At 52.7% G+C, this 23058-nt stretch carries 21 protein-coding genes; all 21 read left to right on the top strand.

The genetic code is table 11. The features are described 5' to 3' along the window. The first annotated feature begins 4 nt into the window (after positions 1 to 4). The 21 genes from SOJ49_RS17430 (at position 5) to SOJ49_RS17330 (ending at position 22783) form a co-directional block, all read left to right on the top strand. A complete protein-coding gene (locus tag SOJ49_RS17430) occupies positions 5 to 901 on the top strand; it encodes a transporter (RefSeq protein ID WP_369855753.1) in 897 nt (298 codons plus the stop codon). A gap of 17 nt (positions 902 to 918) precedes the next feature. Further along, entirely contained in the window at positions 919 to 1635 is a 717-nt protein-coding gene (locus tag SOJ49_RS17425; RefSeq protein WP_369855752.1) for an ABC transporter ATP-binding protein, read from the top strand. After that, positions 1632 to 2348 (top strand): ABC transporter ATP-binding protein, encoded by a 717-nt coding sequence (locus SOJ49_RS17420; protein ID WP_369855751.1) that lies wholly within the window; start codon positions 1632 to 1634, stop codon positions 2346 to 2348. The genes SOJ49_RS17425 and SOJ49_RS17420 overlap by 4 nt, the downstream gene beginning before the upstream one ends. A 2-nt stretch (positions 2349 to 2350) precedes the next feature. Beyond that, positions 2351 to 3211: a branched-chain amino acid ABC transporter permease gene (locus SOJ49_RS17415; RefSeq protein WP_369855750.1), complete on the top strand. Its 861-nt coding sequence runs from the start codon at positions 2351 to 2353 to the stop codon at positions 3209 to 3211. A gap of 26 nt (positions 3212 to 3237) precedes the next feature. Beyond that, entirely contained in the window at positions 3238 to 4203 is a 966-nt protein-coding gene (locus SOJ49_RS17410) for a branched-chain amino acid ABC transporter permease (protein ID WP_369855749.1), read from the top strand. Between the two features lie 4 nt (positions 4204 to 4207). After that, positions 4208 to 5191, top strand: a complete 984-nt coding sequence (locus SOJ49_RS17405; RefSeq protein WP_369855748.1) for a LysR family transcriptional regulator — start codon at positions 4208 to 4210, stop codon at positions 5189 to 5191. Positions 5192 to 5451: 260 nt separating this feature from the next. Next, positions 5452 to 6237, top strand: coding sequence for a 2-oxopent-4-enoate hydratase (gene dmpE, locus SOJ49_RS17400; RefSeq protein WP_369855747.1), 786 nt, complete (start codon positions 5452 to 5454; stop codon positions 6235 to 6237). Between the two features lie 25 nt (positions 6238 to 6262). Next, positions 6263 to 7177 (top strand): acetaldehyde dehydrogenase (acetylating), encoded by a 915-nt coding sequence (locus SOJ49_RS17395; RefSeq protein ID WP_369855746.1) that lies wholly within the window; start codon positions 6263 to 6265, stop codon positions 7175 to 7177. A gap of 15 nt (positions 7178 to 7192) precedes the next feature. Continuing rightward, positions 7193 to 8221, top strand: coding sequence for a 4-hydroxy-2-oxovalerate aldolase (gene dmpG, locus SOJ49_RS17390; RefSeq protein WP_369855745.1), 1029 nt, complete (start codon positions 7193 to 7195; stop codon positions 8219 to 8221). A 123-nt stretch (positions 8222 to 8344) separates the two neighbouring features. Further along, positions 8345 to 9139, top strand: a complete 795-nt coding sequence (gene dmpH, locus SOJ49_RS17385; protein ID WP_369855744.1) for a 2-oxo-3-hexenedioate decarboxylase — start codon at positions 8345 to 8347, stop codon at positions 9137 to 9139. A gap of 116 nt (positions 9140 to 9255) precedes the next feature. Then, positions 9256 to 10047 carry an SDR family NAD(P)-dependent oxidoreductase gene (locus SOJ49_RS17380; protein WP_369855743.1) on the top strand — a complete coding sequence of 264 codons (792 nt, stop codon included), beginning with the start codon at positions 9256 to 9258 and terminating at the stop codon, positions 10045 to 10047. 41 nt (positions 10048 to 10088) lie between these two features. Beyond that, complete coding sequence (locus tag SOJ49_RS17375) at positions 10089 to 11036, top strand: ketopantoate reductase family protein (protein ID WP_369855742.1); 948 nt, start codon at positions 10089 to 10091, stop codon at positions 11034 to 11036. A gap of 981 nt (positions 11037 to 12017) precedes the next feature. After that, a complete protein-coding gene (locus SOJ49_RS17370) occupies positions 12018 to 12611 on the top strand; it encodes a hypothetical protein (RefSeq protein ID WP_369855741.1) in 594 nt (197 codons plus the stop codon). Between the two features lie 807 nt (positions 12612 to 13418). Then, positions 13419 to 15131 carry a subtype B tannase gene (locus tag SOJ49_RS17365; RefSeq protein WP_369855740.1) on the top strand — a complete coding sequence of 571 codons (1713 nt, stop codon included), beginning with the start codon at positions 13419 to 13421 and terminating at the stop codon, positions 15129 to 15131. Positions 15132 to 15645: 514 nt separating this feature from the next. After that, positions 15646 to 15957 (top strand): 2Fe-2S iron-sulfur cluster-binding protein, encoded by a 312-nt coding sequence (locus tag SOJ49_RS17360; RefSeq protein WP_369855739.1) that lies wholly within the window; start codon positions 15646 to 15648, stop codon positions 15955 to 15957. A gap of 407 nt (positions 15958 to 16364) precedes the next feature. Next, entirely contained in the window at positions 16365 to 17378 is a 1014-nt protein-coding gene (locus SOJ49_RS17355; RefSeq protein ID WP_369855738.1) for an IS110 family transposase, read from the top strand. Between the two features lie 210 nt (positions 17379 to 17588). Further along, the gene (locus SOJ49_RS17350; protein WP_369855737.1) at positions 17589 to 18731 is read left to right on the top strand and encodes an IS4 family transposase; all 1143 of its coding nucleotides are present in this window, start codon (positions 17589 to 17591) and stop codon (positions 18729 to 18731) included. Positions 18732 to 19054: 323 nt separating this feature from the next. Beyond that, the gene (locus SOJ49_RS17345) at positions 19055 to 19975 is read left to right on the top strand and encodes a catechol 2,3-dioxygenase (RefSeq protein ID WP_369858084.1); all 921 of its coding nucleotides are present in this window, start codon (positions 19055 to 19057) and stop codon (positions 19973 to 19975) included. 119 nt (positions 19976 to 20094) lie between these two features. Next, positions 20095 to 20286, top strand: coding sequence for a 4-oxalocrotonate tautomerase family protein (locus tag SOJ49_RS17340; protein WP_369855736.1), 192 nt, complete (start codon positions 20095 to 20097; stop codon positions 20284 to 20286). 454 nt (positions 20287 to 20740) lie between these two features. After that, positions 20741 to 21712: an ABC transporter substrate-binding protein gene (locus tag SOJ49_RS17335; RefSeq protein ID WP_369855735.1), complete on the top strand. Its 972-nt coding sequence runs from the start codon at positions 20741 to 20743 to the stop codon at positions 21710 to 21712. A gap of 120 nt (positions 21713 to 21832) precedes the next feature. Next, positions 21833 to 22783: an ABC transporter permease gene (locus tag SOJ49_RS17330; protein ID WP_369855734.1), complete on the top strand. Its 951-nt coding sequence runs from the start codon at positions 21833 to 21835 to the stop codon at positions 22781 to 22783. The last annotated feature ends 275 nt before the right edge of the window (positions 22784 to 23058 follow it).

The raw sequence follows: 23058 nt of genomic DNA, 5'->3' as shown, positions 1-23058 counted from the left end.
GAAGATGATGATCAATACCCGGTTGATTCTATGCACTCTGGCTGCAGCACTGGCTGCGAATTCTGCCATGGCGACGGAAGGCGGCGGTTCCAGTTATCCAGTGGGCGCGGAGAACTATACCTGTTGTGCCGTGCCACCTCCTGGCATGTACGGCATTGTGTGGGCACAGCATTACAGTGCTGACAAGGCGGTCGACAATAACGGCGATACAGTCACACCGGATGATTTCAAGGTGACTGCCAATGCCATTGTGCCGCGTTTTATCTATGTGACAGACAAACAGTGGCAAGGCGCATCGGTTGCCTTGCACGGGATTTTACCACTGGTGGATCTGGATGTTCATGTCACTGACGGTGTGGAGCAGAGCAAATCCGGGCTGGGAGATGCGACGGTCGGTCTGGCCTTTGGCTGGCACCACAGTCAGGCATTACATTCGCTGTTCGCCATTGATGTGATTGTGCCAACCGGTAGTTACAAAAAGGGCGATATTGCGAATCCTGGTCGTAACCATTGGGCCATCCAGCCGGTATTGGGGGTGAGTAATATGAACCCTCATGGTTTCAACTATGACCTCAAGGCGATGTGGACCTATAACCTGGAAAACAGCGCCACATCCTACCAGGACGGTCAAGAACTGATCTTCGACTATGCCCTTGGTTGGGGTCTTGGCGATCGCTGGGTCGCCGGTATTGGTGGTTATATTTACCAGCAAGTCACCGACGACACTCAGGATGGCGATACCGTGGCAGACAACCGTGGCAAGGCACTCGCGGTTGGCCCATCCGTGCGTTATGACTCGGGAACTGGCTGGTTCGCAACCTTCAAATACCAGCAAGAAACCCAGGTGAAAAACCGCGCCGAGGGCAGCACCCTCTGGATCAAAACGGTCTTCCCGTTCTAACGCAATGAGTAACTGACATGTTGTTGAAAGTTGAGCAAGCCTGCAAGAGCTACGGTGCTTTGCAGGTCACGCGGAACGTATCGTTTGATGTCGCAGAGGGCGAAACGCTGGGGATTCTCGGGCCAAACGGCGCGGGCAAAACCACCTTGTTTAATCTGATCTCCGGGGATGCTGCGCTGGATCAGGGAGCCGTGTATTTCAACGGTACTGATATCACCAGGCTGAAACCTCATCAGCGTTGCCGTACGGGTATCGGACGCAGTTATCAGGTGCCTCATCCTTTCGGCAATATGTCGGTGTTTGAGAACCTGGTCACCGCCGCCTGTTTTGGTGCCCAGGTGACGGAAAAGGAAGCCTGGCTGATTGCCGAAGAGGTGCTGGAATCGACGGATTTGCGTGCCTACGCCAATCAGCCTGCGGGCAGCCTGACCTTGCTTAATCGCAAGCGGTTGGAGCTGGCGCGGGCGTTATCCACCCGGCCGCGCTTGCTACTGCTGGACGAGATTGCCGGAGGGCTGACCGAACACGAAGCCCGAGAGTTGGTGGACGAACTGAAACGCATCAAGGCGCAGGGCACCACCATGATCTGGATTGAACACGTGGTGCATGCACTGCTGTCGATTGCGGATCGTTTGCTGGTGATCGATTTCGGTAAAAAACTGGCCGAAGGCAAGCCGCAAGAGGTAATGAACGACCCTGAAGTCCGACGGGTTTATATGGGGATCGACGCATGACCAAGGCGGTAACGAATAGCGTGATCAATGTCACCGGGCTGAACGCTTTTTATGGTGATGCGCAGGTATTGTTTGATGTCAATTTCTCGCTGTCTGAAGGCGAGGTGGTCGGCATTCTGGGTGCCAACGGTGCGGGTAAAAGTACTTTTATGAAGTCCCTCACCGGGCTGGTAAAGGTGGCACCGGAGTCGGTGTCTTTACGTGGCAACGCCATTGGCGGGATTGCACCGGGTGACATCGTGAAACAGGGCATTGCCATGGTGCCGGAAGGTCGGCGCTTGTTTGCCAGTATGACGGTGGAAGAAAACCTGTTAATGGGTGCCTTTGCCAAGCGTAAGGGTAAGTGGAGCCTGGCTGAAATTTACCGGCTGTTTCCGATTCTGCAAGAGAAGCGGAATAACCCGTCGACCTCTTTATCGGGCGGCCAGCAGCAACAGGTCGCGATTGGCCGCGCACTGATGAGCAACCCCGACATCTTGCTGTGTGACGAAATCTCGCTGGGTCTGGCACCCATTGTGATTCGTGAAATTTACGACGCCCTGCCATCGATTATCGCCGATGGCATGACCGTGGTGGTGGTGGAACAGGATGTGATGCTGGCGCGGGAATGCGCGCAGCGGCTGTACTGTTTTCAGGAAGGGCGGGTGGCACTGGAAGGTCGCAGCGACACCTTGACCCGCGACCAAATCACTGAGGCCTATTTCGGTATCTGATTATGTTAGAAGTCATCATTCACGGCGTACTACTGGGCGGTTTGTACAGCCTGTTTGCACTCGGGTTGTCACTGATGTTCGGTGTCATGCGTCTTACCAATATTGCCCACGGTGATCAGATTGTGATCTCCGGTTTTATCGGCATTGCCATTGCGTCGGTAGTGGATATCAATCCGTTTTTACTGATTCTGTTTCTGGTGCCTTGCGCGCTAGTGAGCGGTTATGCCTTTCAGTATTTCGTACTCAATAAAACCATCAGCAAGGATCCCTTGCCGTCGCTGGTGATCACCTTTGGGTTGTCGATCATTGCCCAGAATCTGCTGCAGGAAATCTTTTCCGCCAACCCGCAATCACTCGACAGTGGTGGCCTGAATACGCTGGGTATCAGCCTTGGCAACGATACCGTGGTGGGTGTGTTGCCATTGATTATTTTGGGTTGCGCCATCGGCTGTACCTTTGGTTTGCAGTGGTTGTTTGCCCACACCGCGATTGGCCGGGCCTTCCGGGCGGTATCGGACGACCGTGACATTGCCGAGCTGATGGGGCTTAGCAGTGCCAAGGTGTATTCGATGGCGACAGCGATTGCGTTTTCGCTAGTGGCGCTGGCTGGTCTGTTCCAGAGCATGCGTACCACGGTGGCACCCACTGATGGCCCGTCGCTGCTGTTGTTTGCCTTTGAGTCGGTGATTATCGGCGGCATGGGCTCGTTCTGGGGCACGTTTCTCGGTGCCATGACGCTCGGTCTGGCCCAGCAAATCGGCTTTTATTTTGATCCCGGCTGGGGCATCTGGTTTGGCCATCTGGTGTTTATCCTGATCCTGGCATTCAAGCCCAGTGGTCTGTTCCCCAAAACCAAGGGCTGATGCAGGCCGCGTACGGAGAAGAATGTATGAACAAGAATATTTTGCTTGCGGCGGTGCTGGTTGCTGTTGCCGTCATTGGTGGCACCATGCCCCTATGGGGTGATTCGTACTGGATGTACGAGTTTGTGAACGTCGCTTGTCTGTTTATTTTCGCGATGATGTGGAACCTGATGGCCGGTTACGGCGGCATGGTGTCGGTCGGCCAGCAGGCTTTTTTTGGACTGGGTGGCTACTTTATGCTGGCACTGGCTAATCAGGGCGGTATCAATCCGTTTGTGGCCATTGTGCTGGCTGCACTGGCGACGGCGCTGGTGGCATTACCAGTGTCGAAAATCGCTTTCCGGCTGCACGGTGGCTATTTTGCCATTGGCACCTGGGTGATCTCTGAAGTTATCCGTCTTACCGTCGCCAATATTGATGCCGTGGGCGGTGGTTCAGGCACCAGCCTGACAGCCTTTCGCGGCGTCAGCCGGGCCTTCCGGGAAAGTGTTACCTACTGGGTTGCATTGGCGGCAGTACTGGTCACCATTGTCGGTATCTACCTGTTTTTGCGCAGTAAGCAGGGACTGGCGCTGCAAGCTATTCGTGATAGTGAGGTTGCGGCCGAAAGCCAAGGTATCAATGTTGCCCGGATGAAATTGGCGGTTTATATCATCGCCGCGCTGGGCTGTGGCCTTGCTGGTGGTCTCTACTTTGTCAGTAATCTGCGTATCAGCCCGGAAGCAGCGTTCAGTGTCAACTGGACGGCGTTCGGTATCTTCATCGTGATGATTGGCGGTATTGGCCGCATCGAAGGCCCGTTGATTGGCACGCTGGTGTATTGGCTAATTGATCATTACTTCAGCGACTACGGCACTTGGTATCTGATGGGGTTGGGGGCGCTGGCGATTCTGATGACTCTGTATGTGCCGGGCGGCATCACTGGTCTGGCACACCGGTTGACGGGGTTGGACGTGTTATCGACCCGTCGTGTACTGAAAAGCGTCGGGTAGACGGATGTCAAAGCAGCTCGAGAACGGCCCAATAGCGCTGGCGACACCGGTTAACTGGTCTGCGGAGAGGGACTTCGGCAGTGCCGGGATGGTGAATTATCAAGACCTCTACTATTTTGTCGTGGTGGTCGAGAAGGGCAGCCTTATCGCTGCTGCCCGCTTTCTGAATGTACCGTTATCGACCTTGAGCCGGAGAATCCAGGGCTTTGAAAAAAGCCTTGGTTATAAGCTGATCCATCGTACCGCCAAACATTTTGGCCTGACCGAGTCTGGCGTGCGTTTGTATGACAGTGTGCATACAGTCATACATGATCTGGAAATGCGGGTTGATGGCGTTAACAGTGAACTGTCGTCACTGTCTGGCGAAATCAAGATTACCGCGCCGATTGCCGTTGGCCATCATTATATCAAGCCGCTGGTCTTGGGGTTTATGCAGCAAAACCCCCGCGTATCGGTGGAATTGTTGTTATCCAATGACCATTCTGACCTGGTAAAAAACAGCATTGATATCGCCTTCCGGCTCGGCCCGATTACCCTGAACGACTGGATTTCGCGGCCGCTGATGAAAGCGCCGGTCATGCTGTGTGCGGCGGCGGATTTCGATTTTGGTGCCCGTTATCCTGAACATCCCTCTCAACTTGCCTTGCTGCCACTGATTGCCACCCGTGGTTTGCCTGTCTGGCGTTTTAACCAGGGCGAGGAGTCAGTCTCTTTTGTCCCCAAAGCCTATTTCAGAACCGATGAAGCGCGATTGGCGCTGGATATGGTACTGGAAAAGGTCGGCCTGGCCTGCTTGCCGGAATACCTGGTTGCGGAGGCGCTGGCCAGTGGCCGTTTGCGGCAACTGTTGCCTGACTGGGGTGCTGGATACAAACAGGTCAATATGATTTATCCACATCGCAGTAATTTACCGACAAAAACCCGAGCCTTTATTGATTATGTGATTGCGAGATATGAACCGCTGAAGGATATGGCATTGGTCTCATAGTCATTTCGAAAGCTGCTCTCATAGGTGGGATCTTGTGTTTCAAATTTAGTCGGTTGAGCAGAATTGGCTGAGGAGTACATTGGGTCGTCAAGGCGGCACCATGACGCTCCGGTTTGGCGAACGGGCAATTAAATAACTCTAAATGGTGTATCCGTCGAACCGCGCACACGTCGCCGTCGTATTTTGATACACCCAAATGCAGGCAGTATTCAGCGGTCGCGATACTGCTGATTTATTCACCGAGATGGATGATATTTTTTATGAATGAAGCTGATATCAAGCAAGCGGGAGACGAGCTGTATAACGCGCTGGTTACCCGTACCACGCTGCGCCCGCTGACGGAGCGCTATCCCGACATCACCATCAAGGATGCTTATCATATTTCACTGCGCATGAACGAGCGCCGTATCGAGGCCGGTGAACGCATCATTGGCAAAAAGATCGGTGTGACCTCTAAAGCGGTGCAGAACATGCTCAACGTACATCAGCCGGATTTTGGCTACCTGACCGACAAGATGGCATACAGCCAGGGCCAAGAAATGCCCATCAGTGAGCTGATGATTCAGCCCAAAGCCGAAGGTGAAATCGCCTTCGTGCTGAAAAAAGACCTGCTTGGCCCCGGCATCACCAATGCCGACGTGCTGGCGGCGACCGACTTTGTGATTCCGTGTTTCGAAATCGTCGATTCACGCATTGAAAACTGGCAAATCAAGATTCAGGACACCGTCGCCGACAATGCCTCGTGCGGCCTGTTTGTGCTCGGCGATACCGCTGTCAGCCCATTGGATGTCGATCTGACCACCTGCGGCATGGTGGTAGAAAAGAACGGCTCCATCATCAGTACTGGTGCGGGTGCTGCGGCGCTGGGTTCTCCGGTGAACTGTGTTACCTGGCTGGCCAACACCCTGGGTGAATTCGGTATTCCGCTGAAGGCCGGTGAGGTCATTCTGTCTGGTTCGCTGGTGCCGCTGGAACCGGTTAAAGCCGGTGACTTTATGTCGGTAACCATTGGTGGCATCGGTTCTGCCTCTGTTCGTTTCGTATAAGCGTTAGACTCAGCGAGGAAATGTTATGTCTAAAAAATTGAAGGCCGTGATCATCGGCCCAGGTAACATCGGCACCGACCTGCTGATGAAAATGCAACGTTCCGAATGGATTGAACCGGTCTGGATGGTGGGCATTGACCCTGAGTCCGAAGGCCTCAAACGCGCCGCCACGATGGGCATCAAAACCTGCGCCACCGGCGTCGATGGCATACTCGAACAGGTAATCGCCGACGACATTCGTGTCGCCTTTGACGCCACCTCCGCCTACGTGCATGCGGAAAACTCGCGCAAGCTCAACGCGCTGGGGGTGATCATGATCGACCTCACCCCAGCGGCCATTGGCCCGTTCTGCGTGCCGCCGGTGAACCTTGCCGCGCACGCCAAAAACCTCGAAATGAACGTCAACATGGTCACTTGTGGCGGCCAGGCCACCATCCCCATGGTGGCGGCAGTGTCCCGCGTACAAGCGGTTGACTACGGCGAAATCATCGCCACCGTGTCGTCCAAATCCGTTGGCCCCGGCACCCGCCAGAACATCGACGAATTCACCCGCACTACCGCCGGTGCAGTGTCCAAAGTCGGCGGTGCCAAACAAGGCAAAGCCATCATCATCATCAACCCGGCTGAACCGCCACTGATGATGCGCGACACCGTCCACTGCCTCACCGAAAGCGAACCGGATCGTGATGCCATCACCGCATCGGTTCACGCCATGGTTGCTGACGTACAAAAATACGTACCCGGTTACCGCCTGGTCAACGGCCCGGTGTTTGACGGCAACCGCGTCTCCATGTTTATGGAAGTGGAAGGCCTGGGCGACTTCCTGCCCAAATACGCCGGTAACCTCGACATCATGACCGCCGCCGGACTGCGTACCGCCGAAATGTTTGCCGAAGAAGCCGCCAACGGCACCATCACACTGCCAGCACGTGGCGAATAACAGGGGAGCATGAACATGAACTTGCAAGGTAAAAGCGTCAAACTCCACGACATGTCCCTGCGCGACGGCATGCACGCCAAACGTCACCAGATCAGCGTTGACGACATGGTCGCCATCGCCTGCGCCATGGACGCCGCCGGCATGCCACTGATCGAAGTCACCCACGGCGACGGCCTCGGCGGTGCCTCGGTGAACTACGGCTTCCCGGCCCACAGCGACGAAGAATACCTCGGTGCCGTGATCCCGAAAATGAAACAGGCGAAAATCTCCGCCCTGCTGCTGCCCGGCATCGGCACCGTTGACCACCTCAAAATGGCCCGAGAACTGGGCGTCTCCACCATTCGCGTGGCGACCCACTGCACCGAAGCCGACGTCTCCCAGCAACACATCACCATCGCCCGTGAAATGGACATGGACACCGTCGGCTTCCTGATGATGGCGCACATGGTACCGGCCGAAAAAATCCTCGAACAAGCCCGACTGATGGTCAGTTACGGAGCCAACTGCATCTACTGCACCGACTCTGCGGGTTACATGCTGCCGGACGAAGTCAGCCAGAAAATCGGCCTGCTGCGGCAAGAACTCGACAGCCGCATCGAAATCGGCTTCCACGGCCACCACAACATGGCCATGGGCGTAGCCAACTCCCTCGCCGCCATCGACGCCGGGGCTGCCCGTATCGACGGCTCAGTCGCTGGTCTGGGTGCCGGAGCGGGTAACACGCCGCTGGAAGTGCTGTGCGCGGTACTCGACCGCATGGGCTGTCAGACCGGCATCGACCTGTACCAAATCATGGACGTTGCCGAAGACCTGATCACGCCATTAATGGATCAGATCATCCGCATCGACCGTGATGCCCTGACCCTGGGTTATGCCGGTGTGTACAGCTCCTTCTTGCTGTTCGCCCAGCGTGCCGAAAAGAAATACGGCGTCAGCGCCCGCGACATCCTGGTGGAACTGGGCAAGCGCGGCACCGTGGGTGGTCAGGAAGACATGATTGAAGATCTGGCGTTAACCATGGCCAAAGCGAAAGCGAAAGGCTAACAAAGCGAAAGGCTAACGCTGGACTGGCTGCCACGCTCCGGCGGGGCAGCCAGAAGAATGCTGATCGGATAAACAAGCCGAAGGCGTTATCCGATGTGAACACACAGATAAGGAACACAGACCATGAGCAACAACTTGAATGCAGAACAGATCGCCGCTGCGGCTGCGCATCTGGAAAAAGCAGAACTTGAGCGTTATGAAGTCACCAAGTTGACGGATGACTACCCGGAAATGACCTACAAGGATGCCTTTGATATCCAGTGGGAACTGCGTCGTCGCAAGGAAGAAAAAGGCCACAAGATCGTCGGCCTGAAAATGGGCCTGACCAGCTGGGCCAAAATGGCGCAGATGGGCGTTGAACACCCATGTTACGGTTTCCTGTGTGATTATTTCACCGTGCCAGACGGCGGTGAAATCAAGACCGATGAATTGATTCACCCGAAAATCGAAGCTGAAATTGCCTTCGTCACCAAAAAAACACTGAAAGGCCCGGGTATCACCATTGCCGACGTACTGGCGGCAACGGATTTTGTCTTGCCTGCGGTTGAGATCATTGATTCCCGTTACAAGGATTTCAAATTTGATCTGAAGAGTGTGATTGCGGATAACTCATCGTCTACCCGGTTTATTACCGGTGGCCAGATGCAGCGTGTAGAAAACGTCGATCTGAAAAACTTTGGTGTGGTGATGGAAATCAATGGCGAAGTCATCGCCACCGGTGCCGGTGCTGCGGTACTGGGCCACCCGGCGGCGTCGGTTGCCATGCTGGCGAATATGTTTGGTGAACGCGGTGAAGAAATTCCGGCAGGCACCTTCATTATGACCGGTGGTATTACCGCTGCGATCCAGTGCAAGAAGGGGGATAATTTCAGTGTCCGTTATCAGGGCATGGGCACGATTACAGGTCGTTTTGGCTGATCCGTTTTAGAGGGCACATTTTTAGATGTCCCCTCTACGCTGTTGGTTTTAAAATGGTCGCTTGGCGGCCGTTTTCTGCGTTCAGGTTTCTACTCACTTCTCCCTGAGGTCTCGACATGGATGTGCAATTAACAGACAAGCTGGCGCTGGTCTCCGGCAGCACCGCAGGTATCGGTTTTGCGATTGCCGAAGCCCTGGCGGCGGAAGGTGCCCGCGTCATTATTAATGGCCGTACCACGGCAGCGGTCGAGGCGGCGATTACCGAGCTGACCCCCCGTGTCAGTGGTGAGTTGCTGGGTTTTGCCGGTGATCTGACCAATGCCGCAGCAATTGAACAATTGGCTGAACAATTCCCGCAGGTGGATATTCTGGTCAACAGCCTGGGAATTTTTGAACCCGCCGAATTTGCCGATATTACTGATGCAGACTGGTTTCGTTTTTACGAGGTCAATGTCATGAGCGGTGTGCGTCTGAGTCGTTTGTATTTGCCGGGGATGAAGCAGCAGGACTGGGGACGTATTGTGTTTATCTCCAGTGAAAGTGCGCTGCAGATCCCGGCTGAAATGATTCATTATGGCATGACCAAAACGGCCCAGCTGGCGGTATCCCGAGGTTTGGCGGAATCTCTGGCCGGAACTGGCATCACCGTTAACAGCGTACTGCCGGGGCCAACCCGCTCCCGTGGCGTGGTAGACTTTGTTAACGAGCTGGCTAAAAACGAAGGCAAAACCTTCGAGCAGTTTGAACAGGAATTTTTCGAAAAGGTGCGTCCATCGTCGTTGATCAAGCGCTTTGCCGACCCCCGCGAGGTCGCCTCCATGGTGGCTTATATTTGTAGTCCGCTGGCTTCGGCCACGACCGGTGCAGCATTACGGGTGGACGGTGGCGTGGTGCGATCAGCGGTTTGACCACCGAGTGCTGAAACAACCGTCAGGTCGGGTGTAAAACAATGAAAGTGCTGATTCTTGGGGCTGGTGGTATTGGCTGTTATTACGCAGCCCGGCTGATGGATGCCGGGCACCACGTGGTGTTGGTTGCTCGTGGCGCTCATCTTCGGGCGATGCAAACTCAGGGGTTAAAGGTCATACACCCGCAGTTCGAGTTTGCTGCCCCGGTATCGGCCTGTGATATGCCCGCACTGATGTCTGAGTATGGCTGCGCCGACTTTGATCTGATTATCCTGGCCGCCAAGGCCACGGTCACCGCCAGCATGATGGCGGAGCTGGCTAACTGGCTGGCGGCGGCAAGTACGCCGCTATTGTCGTTGCAAAACGGTGTGGGTAATGAACCGCTGATCGCCGACGTGGTTGGCAGCGGCAGAACGCTGGGCGGGTTGGCCGTACGTATTGGTGGCCATATCGTAGCGCCAGGGCAAGTGGAGGCAACGGGCGCGGCACAGATAGAAATGGGCGCCTGGCCCGATAGTCGCCGCAATCCCGACTGGCAGGCGCATTTGTTGCGGTGGCAAGCGGTGTTTGTTGCAGCCGCGATTCCCTGTACGCTCAGCGACGATATCCAGCAAGCATTGTGGCGTAAGCTGGTGATCAATAATGGTGTTAATCCGCTGTCGGCACTGACCTGGCTGACCACCCGTGCGATGACCCAGGATCCGGTATTAAAAGAAATCGTGCGTGAGATGATGGCGGAAACCGTGCGTGCGGCCCAGCAACTCGACGTTGGCCTTACAGCACAGGATGCCGCCGACATGTTCCGGTTGATCTCGGAATTTGACGACATCAAAACCTCCATGCTGGTCGACCGGGAGAAGGGACGGCCACTGGAAGTGGATGAAATCTGCTTGCCGGTGATTGAGCATTGCCGTCAGGCCGGGCAACCGGCACAAACGACGGAACGCATTCACCGGTTACTGCTGACCAGTCTGGTGCACGGGGTATAGTACAACCGTTATTTCTGCAATCTGCCTATTTATCTCTCACCTCCGATTTCCTGAGTCCGTGTCTTCTGCTGCCATTTTTCCTACATGATTGTTACAGAGCTGGAACAATCAGCCCTGTGGTGGAGCGTTTAGATGTATCTAAAAATGTAGCGAGCGATGAAGGTGCAAGGCAAAAATCGACGAAAAAGCGCCGTTTATGAGCGATAAATGAGCATTTTTGGTTGGTTTTTGCCACCGTAATGGCGAGCGCGGTTATTGTTAGATCTGCTCTTTTGTCTATCTGTCCCAGGCTTTGAAGCGCACCATGATCGTCAGCTGACCCATTATTCTACTGTCAATTTAATTCACCGCCAGATGTTGGCTCATGTACGCCATTGATGCAGTTTGACTGGTATTTTTTATATTCACTGATTTATCGACTGTTGTTGATTTCTAAACAAATTTTCTTGGGAAAATTTCGCTAAATAAGTCTATTTAGTCGTATTTGTCAAGTATGTAGTCGTCCCTGCAACACCTTCGACGCCAGCATTCAACAGCCTTACACGCCTGTTGCGGCCAGACTTTCTACTAGTAAAATCATATTACGATATCAAAATCTGGTAGATCGCCATGACTCCCAAGGACAAACAGCACGATAAACAGAAAGATTTCCTGCGCCCGGAGCTGCTTGACCTAATCGACCCCAGGCATGAACTCGTTCAGCTCAGTCAACGTATCGACTGGGCTGAACTGGAGCGTCACTGTCAGAGTTTTTACTGCACAGACAACGGACGCCCTGGATCATCGTCCCGATTAATGATTGGCCTGACTCCTCAAACACATCTACGCGCTATCGGATGAACACTGCATCGCCCGCTGGGTAGAAAACCCCTACTGGCAGCACTTCGCGGCGAGCAGTATTTCCAACATCGACCACCGATTGATTCCATCACGTTCGGGCGTTTCCGCCGACGTCTCGGCGAGGACGGTTTAAAGACACTGATGAAAATGACGGTTCGCCTAGGGTTGGAACTGAATATCATCGACGAAGCCAGCTGTCAGACCTTGGTCGCGGACACGACCGTGATGGAAAAAGCCATTGCCTATCCGACCGACAGCCGACTCTTCAAACGTGTACAGGAACAGCGGGGGATGTTAGCCAAAGCCCAAGGCATTTCGTTACGTCAGAGCTACGAAAAAGAACTGACTCATCTCAAACACAAAGCGGCGGGCTACGCCCATGCCCGACAGTTCAAGCGTTTGAAGAAGGCTCTCAAGAAAATGGCGACGCTGGTTGGGCGACTGACGCGAGACATCCTGCGCAAGCTACCGGTCACCGAGCAAAGCCGGCTTATTCTTGAAAAAGCCGCGCAAGCCTCTCAACTCATCAAGCAAACACAGCAAGACTGGGAAGGCCCGAAACGGTACAGCCTGCATGAACCAGACGTTCAGTGCATCGCCAAAGGCAAAGCCGACAACGCTATGAATTTGGCCAAAAAGTGGCCGTGGTTACCACGACTGATAGTCACTTCATCACCGCCTGCTACTGTGTCCCTGACAACCCCTACGACGGCCATCCCCTGTACTGGAATCTGATTCAAAGCTGGCTAAACACCGGGATTAAACCGCAAGAGATCCTGGTCGACCGAGGGTACCGGGGAGCGCAACACGACAGCCGTATAGCCGCCGTCGATGTCTGCATCAGCCATCAAAAGAAAGGACGAGGCAAAGTGCACCCGGAACAGTCAAGGCGCAATGGCATAGAGCCGATCATCGGTCACATGAAGTCAGACGGACTCATGAAAAGAAACTGGCTGAAAGGGGTTGTTGGAGATTGCATCCACGCTCTGCTGTGCGGAGTTGGTCAGAACCTGAGAAGAATTCTGAGGCACCTGAGGTCTCTTTTTGCGCTCATATTCTGGGTGTTATCAGGGGTAATAGATGGGGCGTACGAGTCTGAATTCGAATGGGAACAGGCTAGGGAATGGGCCGCTTGACGAAATGCCCACTTTTGCAGGGACGAATATGTAAAGGTGAGCCGATACATTTTTTACGCTATGTCGGTTTGTGAAATGAAAGTTTTTTATCGTTTTTTTATGAGAACGATTCGTTTTTTAATCTATGTTGATTAAATTTTTACGAGCTATATGATCAACTCTGGAACTGAAACGGTTTTCTGAATAAAACCCTGGTTTTTTATAAAAATAATTGATGATTCATAGGTATGAAATACCTGTGCTTACCTCGCAGCTTTACCAGTGATGCGATATGGATGCAAACCCTCTGGTTGTTATCTGTACCGTTTGTATTAAAAATCCATGTAAAAAATGGAGGTGAAAGCACGCCCCTAATATGTCAGTACCTTTTAAATAATAAGAATCTGTACCAGCGGAGTAACAAAACATGAAAAAAACAAACCTCTCATTTATTAAACCTCTGGCGTTTGCTATTGCCACTGTCGGGTTAATGGCTGGGTGTGGCAGCGATGACAGTAACAGCAGTTCATCTGCGGCCATCTCCACCGTTGTGGACAGCGAGGACAACCAGCTGGCATTTGATGCGACCGCCTATACAACGGTTAATATCAGCCTGGATGGCGTCACTATGGCAGTACGTCAATACCGGATTGTCTATGTTGCCAACCCGATTGAAATGGCATCACAAAGCGCATTTGGCAGTACTATGCTGCTGGATGACCCGTATATTTACCAGACCATGATTGTCTCGGTTGCCGAAGCCTCTGTCAGCGATGAGAACACCGCGCTGTATTTTAAAGTCAATAACGCCGGTTGGTTTACCAGTGCTGTAGCGACCGATATTACCGAGGGTGCTGAATTTGTCAGCACGTCAGACACGGATGCCGTCGGTGCAGCGTTAAAAGCAGGCTATGTCTTTATCGATGTGGGTACACGCAGTCGTGGTGCCAGAGCGGTTGATGGCAGCTGGGCTGGCAAGGCACCTGCACCGGTTGTGGATGCCAAGGCGGCAATTCGCTACTTGCGTCTGAACGATGCGCTGATGCCGGGTTCTGCTGAACGTATAGTGGTTACTGGCACAAGTGGTGGTGGCGGTTTGACTGCTGCGGTTTCTGCCAGCGGCAACAGTGCCGATTATTTACCTTTCCTGGCTGCTGTTGGTGCTGCCGGTGTTACAGGTGAGGATGATAGCCTGGCCAGTACAATCAACGATGATGTATTTGCGGCGGTAGCGTATTGTCCTATCAATAACCTGGGTAATGCTGATGCCGGTTACGAATGGCAATATAATGGCATTCGTAGTGATGACAATACGGGTTCCCTGAATGGCGTTGCCTATTCGGCTGGTGTCCAACCCGCAGCTTCCGCAGCGATTGCGGCATTGTTCCCGGATTACCTGAACAGTTTGAACCTGACGCTGGATGATAGCTCGGCGCTCACTGATGCGACCATGAATAGCGCTATCGTAGAACAGCTGAAAGAAGAGCTTGAACGTCAGCTGGCGGCGGGTACGGACGTGCCTGATTATGGTGAAGACTTCAGCGTGACGCTGCGTGGAACGACGTATGCCATTGCCAATGACTGGCTGACCCTGTCGGGTAGTGGAACCAGCGCAACGGTTGCCGATATCGATTTCGAGAAATTTCTGAAGTTTGTGACTACTCCAATTGCCCTTAAGACCGTAGTGGCATTTGATGCAGTGGGAGTAACCGGTAACCCGAATATCAGCGGTGAAACCAATCTGTTTGGCAGCGACAGTTATGAGTACGCCAACTTTACCCAATGGAGCTGGAATAATAACGAAGTATTGGGTGATGGCTCTGGTACAGACGATACCGGGCTGGCCTGGTCGGATTACCTGGCGAGCACCAGCGAGCTGGCAACACAGCTAAAACTGATTAATCCCATTGCTTATCTGAATACCGATGCCGACTCTGCACCGTACTGGTATGTCCGTCACGGGATGATTGACCGGGATACTGCCTATGCCATGCAATTGACGCTGTATTACGCGATTAAAAATGACAAATCCGTTAGAGATGTTTCTTTTAAAATGCCTTATCTTACACCGCATAGCGGCAATTATGATGTGCAGGAAGCATTTTCCTGGATCAAGACTAAACTGGATGCGGGTATTTAATAACGTTATCTGAGGATGCAGAGAGTCCGGTTGATTCCCTGCATCCTGCACTTTTTATATCTAAAAAATTCAATGTTCGGAATGAAGCTGATTAAAAGGCGTGTTGTGTTTTTTATAATTAATAGGGATGTCTATTTAATTCGATACTCCCGCTGGGCACGGGTTGCCGCCGTCCAGGGCGGTGTTACCGAATGTGAAAAGGACTCATTATTTCGCCGCCTTGCCCTGATCACCGGCAACACTCGCGCAGAGTCGTGCAGGATTAAATAGATTTCCCCAATAGGTAGGAGGCAGGGAATGATCTATTTCTATTTTTTATGAAATAATATATTTACTGTCAATTTGATATAGCCATGCGATTTGCAGGTTGCAGGCCTGTTAGTCATCGTTGGTGATACTATGATCCCAAAATAGAAATCCTATTTCCCGTAATCAGGAGCAGGATTTGCGCGATTTTCTGCTCTGAATGAGTAATATGGAGGCTCATAGGTTAACAATAAAAAGAAGTGTGGCCATGAAACATCAGCATCCTGTTGTACCCACGGCAAAAACCTGTCATCAGGTTTGGGTTGCCAATGAATCACAATGCTTTGAAGCCGATTCACAAAAGAATTTGCTGGCTAATATCGGCAAGGCCGAGAATTCGCCAGTGCTGGTCGGCTGCAAGGGTGGCGGTTGCGGCAAGTGTCGCGTCAAGGTGACCAGTGGTACCTATCTCAGCAAAAAAATGAGCCGGGCGCATATTACCCCGCGTGATGAAGAGCAAAGTATTGTGCTGGCATGCCGCATCTTTGCCCAGAGTGATATCCGTATTATTCCGCTCTAATGTTAACCGCGCTGGGCAGGCCGCTGTGTCTGCCAATGTCTGTGCCAGTACCAGTCCTATGCCTGGTTAATACGCTGGTGGTGTTTCCCATCTGGCGTCCATAGCCTGGTATTTCCGTATGCGTATTGGTCTGGTGAACGGGTTCCCCCGCCGCTATTGGCTGCTGCTTCTCTTTTCCCTCCCTGTATCTACATGGCTGTTTTTTTGCTCGTGACATTTTGGATGCCCTTTTGGCAAGGTGGCGCGGATGTTTTTGAGCAAAAATCAAACTTTAGGGGACATTTATTTAATCCGGTGCTCACCGTGCAGGATTAAATAGATGATGAGATGGACGCTCCCCATATGATCCAGCGTCAAAAGCGCTAATATTTTGTTACGAGCAAAACGTCAATATGAGGAGCGTCCACATGAACAATATTAGTACCATCGCCATCGATCTTGCAAAGTCCGTTTTTCAGATCTGCATCGTCTCCGGGCACAACAAGGTATCGAAGCAGTTACGCCTCAGCCGGGAGAAATTCAGGCAATTCATGCTGGAGCAAACACCCTCCAGAGTCGTCATGGAGACCTGTTATTCCTCGCATTACTGGGCCAGGTTATTTCAGCAACAAGGCCATCAGGTACTGTTGATTCCGGCCCAGCATGTCACGCCATTTGTGCGGGGCAACAAGAACGATCAGAACGATGCTCTGGCCATTTATGAAGCATCCATGAGACCCAATATCCGGTTTGTACCGATCAAGTCATTGGGTCAACAGGATGTTCAGAGCCTGCATCGAATGCGAGAACGGCTGGTCAAGGATCGCACTGCGCTTTGCAATCAGATGCGCGGTTTGTTGGCGGACTATGGTTATATCTTTCCCATCGGGATCAATGCTGTGCTTAAAGGGTTGCGTGAGATTCTGGAACAAGGTGAGCTGTCTGGCATGATGCAGTCGGAGTTGAATTGGACATTGACTGAATATGACCTGTTATCGCGTCGGATTGATCACATTAACGAAGAATTAAAGCGTTATGGCGAACAGGATCAGCAATGCCAGAATCTGATCTCTATCCCTGGAATCGGGGCTCATATCGCGACGGCCATCAAGAGTACGGTGGGCAATGCGGAGGTCTTTCATAACAGCCGGGATTTTGCGGCGTGGACGGGGTTAACGCCGAGACAAAAGGCCAGTGGTCATAAATCGGTGATGTCAGGGATTACCAAGCGTGGGGATGCCTACTTGAGAAAATTACTGGTGCAGGCTGCACGTCACACACTGCGCTGGGCCAAGCGAAACGAAGACACAAATCTGGCGCGCTGGATGATAGACATCGTCCAGCGTCGCGGATTGCACAAGGGCGTTGTCGCCATTGCGCATAAACTGGCGCGGATTATCTGGAGCGTTTTGACAGGTCAAACGGTCTTTAATCCGGCCTGAAAGCAAGAACCCATCGGGTAGTCGTTGTTTGATGATGTAACGGGGCAATCCGTCCCTGGTAGAGCCTGAGCGGGACACGATCGGCGTGGCCAGATCGAATAGATGTCACTACTGTCCGGTTAACTGACCCGCCAAAAGAAAGGAGCCCGGTTCCCATGCCGTTTCCGGTAAAATGAAGCTTCTCACAGACATCATTCAGAGGAACCGGGCTTGGCACATTCTAACACCGTACTGGCACAGCGACTCAACATCATCCCTCGTCATCAATTTCAGAAAACCGTCGATCAATACCAGGCCGACAAACGCACACGAACCTTGTCATGCTGGGGGCAATTGGTGGCCTTGCTGGTGGGTCAGCTGAGTGGTGCTTCCTCTCTGCGAGGGCTGGTTGAACAGCTCGATGTTCAATCCCGCCGTCTGTACCATCTGGGCCTGAAGCCCGTTCGCAAAAGCACACTGGCCGATGCCAATCAAAAGCGCTCCACGCTGGTCTATTACATGCTGTTCTTTCGCTTGCTGTCCCGTTTGGCCAGACAGAAAGGTCTTCGGGAAGTCATCACTCAGGTGCAACTGATCGACTCCACCACCATCTCCCTCTGTCAGTCACGCTACCAATGGGCCCATTTCCGGAAGAATAAAAGCGGTGTCAAAATCCATACGGTCTACGATCCCAATGCCGACACGCCCATCTATTTTGAAATCACCGACGCTAGAGTTAGCGATGGCCGCGCCATCTCTCAACTCTCTGTTTTTAAAGGAACTACTTACGTATTTGATCGTGCCTATAACGGTGGGGCGTGGCTCGAAAAGCTCGTGAATGAGGGCTGTCTGTTTGTGGGCCGGATGAAGAAAGATATGAATTACAAGGTCACGAAGTCTCTGCCACCGAAAGGGGTGGGTGTGGTGAGGGATGAAAAAATCGAAGTGTGTTACAAGACCCGATCGTATCTGAAAGGCCGCACCTTGAGGCGAGTCGTGTTTCATCGTCAGCAGGATAACAAGGAGCTGGTCTTCATCACTAATGACCTGAAACGCAGCGCTCTGGCGATTGCGGATTTGTACAAACAGCGCTGGCAGATTGAATTGTTTTTCAAGTGGATCAAGCAGAATCTCAAGATCAAACAGTTCTATGGTACGTCAGAAAACGCCGTCAAATTGCAGGTTTTAGTGGCGATGATCAGCTATGTGCTGTTGCGTCTGATCCAGCAAGGCGTGGCCCCTGAAAGGCGTTTGGGGAATGTGTCAATCCGACTGGGATCGGTACTTATGCAGCGAATGCCGCTGCTGGAGGTGTTCAGAAAACCACCGGATTTGCCGGATGATACAGGGCCGCTGGGTCTGGGATTTGGTTAACCGGACAGTAGTGAATAGATGTTAAAGGTGCCAGGGTTCGGATTTCATCAGGGCTGCGGGAGCTGATCCCGATCAGAAGCCGGATATATGTCAGAACTGCCACTGTCATCGCAACGAACGACGAAGGGTCAACAGGAAAAAAGAAGGGCATATGGCAGGTGTCAGGGCCAAGTCATCCTTGATATTGGGGAAGCGTCTATATATGTCCCCTATACCCTGTCGGTATTTATTCAAACAAAAACCATATTAGACAGAGCCGGGGATTCACCGGATTATCATCCGTAGTCATTCAAGTAAAAAAATAAGAGGAACCAATCATGGCTATGACAGGCGTGCTGCGGCCCGGGTATTGTCAATTGCGGGTGCTAGATCTGAATGAATCCATCCGGTTTTATACCGATGTCATGGGGTTGATTGAAACCGGGCGTGATGCAAGCGGTCGTGTCTATTTTAAAACGGCTGACGAGCGTGATCATCACAGTGTGGTTATTCGTGAAGCAGATCAGGCCGGTATGGATTTTTATGCGTTCAAGGTATTGGACAAGCGAACCCTGGACAAGCTGGAAGTGGATTTGAATGAGTACGGTGTGGCAACCGAACGTATGCCAGCCGACGGCTTGCTGGAAACCGGTGAACGCGTCCGTTTTGTTGCGCCAACCAAGCATGTGTTTGAACTTTACTGGGAAATGACCGAAGTGGGCGATGGCCAGGGTTATATCAATCCGGGGGTGCGTGTTGACGGCCCAGGGGGTATTTGCCCAATTCGTCTCGATCACTGGCAGATTCATGGTGCCGATCTGGATGGCAGTCGTGATCTGTTCATCAATGTGCTGGGATTCCATCTGGTTGAGCGCATTACCGGTGAAGACGGCGCAACCGACATGGCTGTCTGGCTGACCTGTTCAACCAAGGCACACGACATTGCCTTTGTCCGGGATGAACGCGACAACACCTTGCATCATGCTTCCTACTTGCTGGAAAGCTGGGAGAAGGTACTGCATGCGGCGGATGTAATGTCGGCCAAGGGCGTATCTTTGGATATCGGCCCATTGCGTCACGGCATCACTCGCGGCTGTACTATTTATGCCTTTGATCCATCGGGCAATCGTTTTGAAACCTTTAGCGGAGGCTACGCGTTCTACCCGGACATGAAGCCTTACACCTGGACTCACGAGGAAATCGGTGCCGCTATTTTCTATCATACCCGTGAGTTGAATGAACGTTTTCTAACGGTCGTTACTTGATGGTCGTTGACGGGGTTGAGTGATTTATTGAGTGCCCTTGTGTTGGGTTGCCGCCTCTGAATCAGAGGCGGCTTTTTTCAGGTTGTTACATTTTAATAATCGTCAGGTTTGGAACCATTATGCCAATTGCAACTATTCAGATGATTGAAGGACGCTCGGAAGAGGTCAAACGGGAAATTATCGAAAAAGTGACTCAGACGCTCGCAGAAGCCTCGAACTCTCCAGTGGAAGCGATCCGTATTATTATTCAGGAGGTACCCAGTACCAACTGGGGTAAGGCGGGTGTGATGGCCAAGGATGAGGGTCGTTAGGGTCGGCTGCCAAACAACGGCTCACTGGCTCATTGATTGTCTTTGGATGTATCGCCGATTGTTGCTTGTTGCCCATACTCCTCACCCCGTTTGATGCCCCTGTTTTTCAGGGGTACAGATTCTGCTCCTGTCGGCTATTAGCGGTTTTTCTGCACAACTTGTGGTTTTTCTGATTGTTTCATTCCGCTGTAAATTGTCCTTTTTTTGCCCTGTATTGCGTCGAATAATATATCTGGCACTGTTCTTGTGCGTTTTTACTGATTGGCACCCCGTGCGCGCTAAGGCGTGTAGTAGTTTTTAATGCGGCATTAAAAGGTCAGGTGTGATTCTTTGCTGGACAGACGCTTCGCCAGACGGAGTGTTCACTGACACAGCCCTGATTAGCCTTTAGTGGCACGCTTGATGCTTTATCCGGTATTACCAAATTCAAAAAACGTAATACCGGAGACGCCAAATGACGATTAAGAAACGCATGCTGGGATCCCTGTTCGCTGGACTGCTGATGGCTGGCAGCGCCATCGCCGAACCGTTAAAAATCGGTTACAGCGACTGGCCTGGCTGGGTGGCCTGGGAAATTGCTGTTGAAAAGAAAATGTTCGACAAGGTGGGCGTGGATGTCCAGTTTGAGTGGTTCGATTACGTCGCCAGTATGGATGCCTTTGCTGCGGGTCAGCTGGATGCCGTGGCCATGACTAATGGCGATGCCCTGGTGACAGGTTCAACTGGCGCCAGCAACGTGATGATTCTGGTGAATGATTATTCCAATGGTAACGACATGATCGTTGGTGCGCCCGGCATCCGCTCGATCAAGGATCTGAAAGGCAAGAAAGTTGGCGTGGAAGTCGGTTTTGTTGGTCATTTGTTGCTGCTGAACGCGCTGGAAAAAAATGGCATGAACGAGTCGGATGTTGAGTTGGTGAACGTACCGACCAACGAAACTCCGCAGGTGCTGGCCTCGGGTCAGGTCGATGCCATTGTGGCCTGGCAACCAAACTCCGGTCAGGCACTGAGCCTGGTACCTGGCTCCAGCCGTATCTATTCCAGTGCCAATGAACCGGGCCTGATTTACGACGTCCTGGCGGTATCGCCTTCCAGCTTGTCTGCGCACAAGGCGGAATGGACCAAGGTACTCAAAGCCTGGTATATGGCGGTGGATTACCTGAATGATCCGGCGACTCAAGAAGATGCCATTGCGATTATGGCCGCTCGTGTAGGCCTGAAAGCGGATGAGTACAAGGGCTTTATCAAAGGTACTAAAATCCTGACGTTGAAAGAAACCCTGCCTTTCCTCGAACCAGCTGACGGCTTCAAGTCGCTGTATGGCTCTACCGAAATTGCCGATGACTTCAACGTTGCCAACGATGTGTATCCCGAGAAGCAGCCGGTCGGCAGCTATATCGATACCTCGCTGATGAAGTCGCTGTAACGATCACACAGGCCCGGATAACGTTCGGGCCTGTCTTCCCCTGAATCACCAACGTGCCTGATATGAAGGCAGGGGAAACTGCATGCTGAAATTTGTTAACCAGTCGCCGGGACACTGACCATGCTACTATTGTCCGTCAATAAACCGCTCGAACCACGCAGCCGCTCGCTGGTCGCCATGTGCAGTTTCGCCTTGCCATTACTGCTGTGGTGTCTGGTCAGTTATGTGCCGTTTATCTGGCATCCGCAGGTCAGCATTACCGAGCCGGGCTCGGTCAGTTACTTCCGCGACGATATGCTGGTCGATCGTGAGGTGTTTGATAAAGAGTACAAAAAAGCAGAACAGGCGAATACGGCCTTGCCCGTTGGGGATCCGGCCAACCCGGTGTATCTGCCTGCGCCCGATGAAGTGGTGGCGGCGTTTTACACCGCGTTTGTTACTGAGCCACAGCGTCGCAGTGAGGCCTGGTTACACGAAAGCCTGTGGAGCAGTCTGCAAGTAATTTTCTGGGGTTTTGTGCTGTCGTCGATCGTGGGGATTCCGCTGGGGATTCTGGCGGGCACTTACGATTTTTTCTCGCGTCTGTTTGAACCTTTTATCGAGTTTTTTCGCTACTTGCCCGCGCCCGCGTTTGGTGCTTTGGCGGTGGCGATTCTGGGCATTTATCAGGCACCCAAAATTGCCATTATCGTGATCGGTACGTTTTTCCAACAGGTACTGGTGGTTGCCAATACCACCCGCAAACTCGATCCGGCCTTGCTGGAAGCCGGGCAAACGCTGGGTGCCGGTAATCGCTCGTTGCTGTTTCGTATTGTGGTGCCCGGCATTCTCCCGGACCTCTACCGCGATACCCGCATTTTACTGGGTTGGGCCTGGACGTATCTGATCGTGGCGGAACTGATTGGCACCAGCTCGGGGATTACCTGGTTTATTACCCAGCAGGCGCGCTACAAGAATTTCGACAACGTCTTCGCCGCCATCATGATGATTGGCATCATGGGTCTTGCCATCGACCTGATACTGGCCTGGATCGGCCGCCGCCTGTTCCCGTGGCAGAAGCATAATCAGTAGCGGGCACCCAATAGGGGATATCTATTTAATCCTGCACGGCTTTGCACGAGTGTTGCCGTTGTTCAGGGCAAGGCGGCGAATGCAGCGACGAGTCCTTTTCATATTCGTCAACACCCACTGGACGGCGGCAACCCGCGCCCGCGGGGGCTGCCGGATGATCTCGACTCTGTGTCGCCGACGTTTGACTTGACCCGTCAGGCCTGCAAGTCGGCTTCGTGATTCGACACCATCCGCTAGCCCAGAGTGAGCACCGGATTAAATATATGTCCCCTTAT

The sequence above is a fragment of the Candidatus Thalassolituus haligoni genome (assembly GCF_041222825.1).
In the GTDB taxonomy this organism is placed as follows: domain Bacteria; phylum Pseudomonadota; class Gammaproteobacteria; order Pseudomonadales; family Oceanobacteraceae; genus Oceanobacter; species Oceanobacter antarcticus.
This window is presented reverse-complemented; position numbering and strand designations above follow the sequence as displayed.

What these genes read in the sequence shown, in the direction of transcription:
- SOJ49_RS17365 (WP_369855740.1), top strand. Translation starts at nt 13,419, where the DNA reads ATGAAAAAAACAAACCTCTCATTTATTAAACCTCTGGCGTTTGCTATT.
- SOJ49_RS17375 (WP_369855742.1), top strand. Translation starts at nt 10,089, where the DNA reads ATGAAAGTGCTGATTCTTGGGGCTGGTGGTATTGGCTGTTATTACGCA.
- dmpE (WP_369855747.1), top strand. Translation starts at nt 5,452, where the DNA reads ATGAATGAAGCTGATATCAAGCAAGCGGGAGACGAGCTGTATAACGCG.
- SOJ49_RS17425 (WP_369855752.1), top strand. Translation starts at nt 919, where the DNA reads ATGTTGTTGAAAGTTGAGCAAGCCTGCAAGAGCTACGGTGCTTTGCAG.
- SOJ49_RS17380 (WP_369855743.1), top strand. Translation starts at nt 9,256, where the DNA reads ATGGATGTGCAATTAACAGACAAGCTGGCGCTGGTCTCCGGCAGCACC.
- SOJ49_RS17410 (WP_369855749.1), top strand. Translation starts at nt 3,238, where the DNA reads ATGAACAAGAATATTTTGCTTGCGGCGGTGCTGGTTGCTGTTGCCGTC.
- SOJ49_RS17430 (WP_369855753.1), top strand. Translation starts at nt 5, where the DNA reads ATGATGATCAATACCCGGTTGATTCTATGCACTCTGGCTGCAGCACTG.
- SOJ49_RS17370 (WP_369855741.1), top strand. Translation starts at nt 12,018, where the DNA reads ATGAAAATGACGGTTCGCCTAGGGTTGGAACTGAATATCATCGACGAA.
- SOJ49_RS17420 (WP_369855751.1), top strand. Translation starts at nt 1,632, where the DNA reads ATGACCAAGGCGGTAACGAATAGCGTGATCAATGTCACCGGGCTGAAC.
- SOJ49_RS17395 (WP_369855746.1), top strand. Translation starts at nt 6,263, where the DNA reads ATGTCTAAAAAATTGAAGGCCGTGATCATCGGCCCAGGTAACATCGGC.
- SOJ49_RS17340 (WP_369855736.1), top strand. Translation starts at nt 20,095, where the DNA reads ATGCCAATTGCAACTATTCAGATGATTGAAGGACGCTCGGAAGAGGTC.
- dmpG (WP_369855745.1), top strand. Translation starts at nt 7,193, where the DNA reads ATGAACTTGCAAGGTAAAAGCGTCAAACTCCACGACATGTCCCTGCGC.
- SOJ49_RS17355 (WP_369855738.1), top strand. Translation starts at nt 16,365, where the DNA reads ATGAACAATATTAGTACCATCGCCATCGATCTTGCAAAGTCCGTTTTT.
- dmpH (WP_369855744.1), top strand. Translation starts at nt 8,345, where the DNA reads ATGAGCAACAACTTGAATGCAGAACAGATCGCCGCTGCGGCTGCGCAT.
- SOJ49_RS17345 (WP_369858084.1), top strand. Translation starts at nt 19,055, where the DNA reads ATGACAGGCGTGCTGCGGCCCGGGTATTGTCAATTGCGGGTGCTAGAT.
- SOJ49_RS17330 (WP_369855734.1), top strand. Translation starts at nt 21,833, where the DNA reads ATGCTACTATTGTCCGTCAATAAACCGCTCGAACCACGCAGCCGCTCG.
- SOJ49_RS17415 (WP_369855750.1), top strand. Translation starts at nt 2,351, where the DNA reads ATGTTAGAAGTCATCATTCACGGCGTACTACTGGGCGGTTTGTACAGC.
- SOJ49_RS17335 (WP_369855735.1), top strand. Translation starts at nt 20,741, where the DNA reads ATGACGATTAAGAAACGCATGCTGGGATCCCTGTTCGCTGGACTGCTG.
- SOJ49_RS17360 (WP_369855739.1), top strand. Translation starts at nt 15,646, where the DNA reads ATGAAACATCAGCATCCTGTTGTACCCACGGCAAAAACCTGTCATCAG.
- SOJ49_RS17405 (WP_369855748.1), top strand. Translation starts at nt 4,208, where the DNA reads ATGTCAAAGCAGCTCGAGAACGGCCCAATAGCGCTGGCGACACCGGTT.